Here is a 4393-nt window from a genome sequence, read left to right as displayed (position 1 = left end):
CCGAGGCGGTGAGGTCGACCCCGGCAGCGCCGGCGGCGACGTGTGCCGTAGCGCTGACGCGCTCGGCGACCACTCCCTGCTCCGCGGCCTCGTCGCGCCGGCTCGGCATCGGCTCCGTCAGCGGGACCGCCCGCAGTGGTGCGGTGACCCGGGTGTGGACGGCGTGCGAGCGGGTGATCGATGACATGTTCCCATCGTCCTGAACCCGAGCACCCGGCACATCCCGCAGTCGGGTGATCCTGCGTGCCCCGGTCTCATCCTCCGGTACCACGACAGCTGTCGGGCAAACGGGCGGTGGGCAATACGCTTGCGGCATGACGAGTGCACCCCATCGCCACCAGCCGCTGCGTCCGGCGGCACGTCAGCAGCGGGTCCGGTTCCGTGCCCATCGCCCGGCCGAGGTGACAACCACCGTCAGGACGACCCTCCAGCGCCCCTTCGCGATCGGCTTCGTCGGAGCACTCGGTGCCCTCGCGGCCATCCTGCTCGTCCTCACCCTCGGCTCACTGTCGACCATCCTCGTCTCCATCGCCGTCGGCCTCTTCATCGCGCTCGGCCTCGACCCGGTCGTCGTCCGGCTCGAGGCACGCGGCATCAAGCGCCCGTTCGCGATCGCGATCGTCTTCGCCGTCTTCGCCGTCCTGCTCGCGCTCCTCCTGGCCCTCGTCATCCCCGTCGTCACCCGGCAGGCCGTCGAACTCGTGAGCAACGCCCCGACCTTCCTGACCGGCATCCAGGACCAGGAGTGGTTCCGGTCCCTGAGCGACTACCTCGGTCCGGGCGTCGACCTCCAGGGCGCGCTCGACTGGCTCTACGGGGTGGCCGCCGACCCGAAGACGTGGGTCGTCCTGGCCGGCGGCGCCCTCAACCTCGGCGTCGGCATCGCGAACGGCTTCTTCGGCGGCTTCATCGCCCTCGTCCTCGCGCTCTACTTCCTCGCGTCCATGCAGGCGATGAAGAACGCCTTCTACTCCTTGGTGCCCCGTCGCTCCCGGCCGCGCGTCGTGTCGATCACCGACCAGATCACCGCCTCGATCGGCGGATACGTGAGCGGCATGGTGGTGCTGGCCGGGATCAACGCCGTCCTCGGGCTCATCATGATGCTCATCGTCGGGGTGCCGTACGCCGGCATCCTCGCCGTCGTCATCTTCTTCGTGACGCTCATCCCGCTCGTCGGCTCGATCATCGCGACCGTCGTCGTCGCGACCGTCGGGCTGTTCGACTCACCGACGACGGCACTCATCGTCATCGTCTACTACCTGGTCTACATGCAGATCGAGTCGTACGTGCTGACCCCGCGGGTCATGAACAAGGCGGTCGCGGTGCCCGGCGCCCTCGTCGTCATCGGCGCGATGGTGGGTGGTTCGCTCATCGGGTTGCTCGGCGCCCTCGTCTCCATCCCGGTGACGGCGTCGATCCTGCTGATCATCAAGCAGGTCGTCGTGCCACGGCAGAACGCGAAGGCGTAGCCCTTCGACAAGCTCAGGGACCGGTGGTGGGCTCAGGGACCGGTGGTGGGCTCAGGGGACCGGTGGTGGGCTCGGGAACCGGTGGTGGGCTCGGGAACCGGTGGTGGGCTCGGGAACCGGTGCTCAGGCCGCCTGCACCGGGACGGGACGACCGGCGAAGCGGACGCGGACGGACTCCCCCGCCTCCAGTCGTTCCGTCGCACCGTGCTGCACTGCGACCAGCGTGCCGTCCGGCAGCTCGACGGTCGTGCGACGCACCGGGCCGAGGAAGCTGGACGTGAGCACGACCGCAGCGGACCCGACCGCGGGCTCCGTCGCGTCGGTGAACACGACGTCCTCAGGCCGGACGAGCGCGACGACGGCCCCGTCCCCCGGCTGCTCGCCGATCACCGGCAGCACCTGCCCGAGCACCTCGACGCCACCGGGCACGAGCACACCAGCGATCCGGTTGCTCAGGCCGATGAACTCCGCGACGAACGGCGACGACGGCCGCGAGTAGAGCTCCTCCGGCGTCCCGATCTGCTCGATGACACCGGCGCGCATGACGGCGACCCGGTCGGCGACGGCGAGCGCCTCCTCCTGGTCATGGGTCACGAAGAGGGTCGTGATCTGCAGCTCCGACTGGATCCGACGGATCTCGTCGCGCAGCTGGACGCGCACCTTGGCGTCGAGGGCGCTGAGCGGCTCGTCGAGGAGGAGGACCCGAGGCCGCGTGACCAACGCCCGGGCGAGGGCGACGCGCTGCTGCTGCCCGCCCGAGAGCTGGTGGGCGTAGCGGGCGGCGAGGTGGCCGAGGCCGACGAGGTCGAGGCTCTCGGCGGCACGCGTCCGTCGCTCGGCCGCGGGCACCTTCCGCATGCGCAGGCCGAACTCGACGTTCTCGAGCACCGTGAGGTGTGGGAAGAGCGAGTACGACTGGAACACCATGCCGAGGTCGCGCCGGTTGGTGGGCACGGACACGACGTCGACGCCGTCGATGAGCACGCTCCCCGAGGTGATGTCCTCGAGTCCCGCCAGGCTGCGGAGTGCGGTCGTCTTCCCGCACCCCGACGGCCCCAGCAGCGCGACGAACTCGCCGGGCGCGAGGTCGAGGCTCACGCCGTCGAGGGCGCGGGCACCCGAGCCGTAGTCCTTCACGACGCGATCGAACCGCACCGCTGCGCCGGCCGGGCGTCCGTCTCCGGGCGTCGCTGCCGGTGCCGACTGGTCGATGGTGGTCATGGTGTCTCCCTGATGCGTCGGATCGATCCGACGCGGCCGATGATGAACAGCAGGACGAATGCGAAGGCGAGCGCCAGCAGAGCGAAGGCCACCGCGACGAAGGGGTCGCTCTTCGACACCTGCACGAGCGAGGTCTGCAGCGTGTTGCGTCCGAGGAGCGAGGCGATCGTGTACTCACCGAGGACGACGGCGACCGAGATGACCGACGCCGTCAGCACGCCACGACGCAGGTTGGGCAGCAGGACGCGGACGAGGACGGTCCCCCAGCCGGCGCCGAGCGTGCGCGCGGCCTCGGCGAGGGTGCCGACGTCGACCGACTGCAGGTTCGCGGCAATCGCCCGGTAGGCGTACGGCAGCACCGTGATCCCGTAGGCGAACGCGAGCGTCCACGGCGCACTGCCGAGGAGCCTGGCCACGACGGAGTAGACCGGTGCGAGTCCGACGACGAGCACGATGGCCGGGACGGTGATCGGGATGATGCAGACGAACTCGAGGACGCGCTGCAGCTTCGGGAAGCGGAGCTTGACGAGGATCATCGTCGGCAGCAGGAGCACCACGACGATCAGGACCGTCACCGCGGCGAGCACGACGGAGTTGCCGATGCCCTGGAAGAGCACCCGGTACTTCCGTGAGTTCTCCGGGTCGAGGATCGCGGCCCAGTGCCCGAGGTCGTGGCCGCCGTCGATCCCGGCGCGCAGGGTGAACTCGACCATCGACAGGATCGGGACGGCGAACACCACCGCGACGACGACGAGGATGATCCGGCTCGTGAGCTTCGACGGCGTGGCCGAGTCGCGGACGGCGCTCATCGCTGCCACCGTTCCGTCCGCGCCTGCAGGGCGGAGTAGGCCGTCATCATGACGACCATCACGACGATCATCCCGATCGCGAGCGAACCGGCGAGGTTCTCGCGGCCGAGGACGGTCTCGCTGATGAGCGCACCGCGGATCTGCAGCGGCACGATCTGCGCACCCTGGCTGATGAGCGCGGCGGCGGTCGCATAGCTCGAGAACGCGTTCGCGAACAGCAGCAGGAGCGACCCGAGGAAGGAGGGGGCGAGGATCGGCATCGCGATCCGGGTCCAGTAGGTGAAGCGCGTGCCGCCGAGGGTCGCGTTCGCCTCGGACCAGGTGCGCTTCAAGCCCTCCATCGCGGGCATGAAGGTGATGACCATGAGCGGCACCTGGAAGTACAGGTACGGCAGGAGGAGGCCCGGGACCTGGTAGAGCCAGACGCCGTCGGCGAAGAGGTCGACCCCGAGGCGGTCCTTGAGGAACACGGTCACGAGCCCCTGGATGCCGATGGTCGCGATGAAGGCGAAGGCGAGCATGACGCCGCCGAACTGGGCGAGGACACTCGAGGCCGCATCGACGAAGGTGCGGATGAGCCCGTCGGGTCGGACCGCGAGGAGCGCGTAGCAGACGAGGGCTCCGATGACGGCTCCGGCGACCGCGGTGACGGCGGAGACCCAGAAGGAGCTGGCGAACGCCCCGAGGACCGCCGGCTCGGCGAGCGCCGTGAGGTTGTCGAGTGTGAACGCGCCGTCGCCGTCGAAGAAGCCGGTGGCGAGGGCGAGGAACGTCGGGACCGCGAGGAAGAGCAGGGTGTACAGGGCGAACGGCGTCAGGCCGAGGAGCGCCCAGCGCGGACGGCGGCGGGGGCGCGCCTCGGCGGGGGCGGCCGAGGCGTCCGATGCGTCGGTC

At 70.1% G+C, this 4393-nt stretch carries 5 protein-coding genes; 1 reads left to right on the top strand and 4 read right to left on the bottom strand.

All coding sequences use genetic code 11. From position 1 onward, the window contains the following. Positions 1-187, bottom strand: a 187-nt coding sequence (locus tag IFT89_RS19725) for a hypothetical protein (RefSeq protein WP_202939827.1), incomplete at its 3' end; no start/stop codon positions are given. Between the two features lie 127 nt (positions 188-314). Here IFT89_RS19725 and IFT89_RS19720 point away from each other — a divergent pair. After that, positions 315-1469, top strand: coding sequence for an AI-2E family transporter (locus IFT89_RS19720; protein WP_124768621.1), 1155 nt, complete (start codon positions 315-317; stop codon positions 1467-1469). Positions 1470-1592: 123 nt separating this feature from the next. Here IFT89_RS19720 and IFT89_RS19715 read toward each other — a convergent pair whose 3' ends face one another. From IFT89_RS19715 to IFT89_RS19705, 3 genes are all read right to left on the bottom strand, one after another. After that, the gene (locus IFT89_RS19715; RefSeq protein ID WP_202939826.1) at positions 1593-2690 is read right to left on the bottom strand and encodes an ABC transporter ATP-binding protein; all 1098 of its coding nucleotides are present in this window, start codon (positions 2688-2690) and stop codon (positions 1593-1595) included. Continuing rightward, complete coding sequence (locus tag IFT89_RS19710; protein ID WP_085512186.1) at positions 2687-3499, bottom strand: ABC transporter permease; 813 nt, start codon at positions 3497-3499, stop codon at positions 2687-2689. Before IFT89_RS19710 ends, IFT89_RS19715 begins: the two co-directional genes overlap by 4 nt. Further along, positions 3496-4393 (bottom strand): ABC transporter permease (locus tag IFT89_RS19705; RefSeq protein WP_244650887.1); only part of this gene is annotated, 898 nt, incomplete at its 5' end. The genes IFT89_RS19710 and IFT89_RS19705, both read right to left, overlap by 4 nt.

Source organism: Plantibacter sp. CFBP 13570 (assembly GCF_014841395.1).
GTDB lineage: Bacteria > Actinomycetota > Actinomycetes > Actinomycetales > Microbacteriaceae > Plantibacter > Plantibacter auratus.
The sequence above is the reverse complement of the archived record's forward strand: the minus strand, read 5'-3'. Positions and strand labels throughout refer to the sequence as shown.

Bases quoted from the DNA above. Each gene is read 5' to 3' on its own strand.
- IFT89_RS19720 (WP_124768621.1), top strand. From the start codon at position 315: ATGACGAGTGCACCCCATCGCCACCAGCCGCTGCGTCCGGCGGCACGT.
- IFT89_RS19715 (WP_202939826.1), bottom strand. From the start codon at position 2,690: ATGACCACCATCGACCAGTCGGCACCGGCAGCGACGCCCGGAGACGGA.
- IFT89_RS19710 (WP_085512186.1), bottom strand. From the start codon at position 3,499: ATGAGCGCCGTCCGCGACTCGGCCACGCCGTCGAAGCTCACGAGCCGG.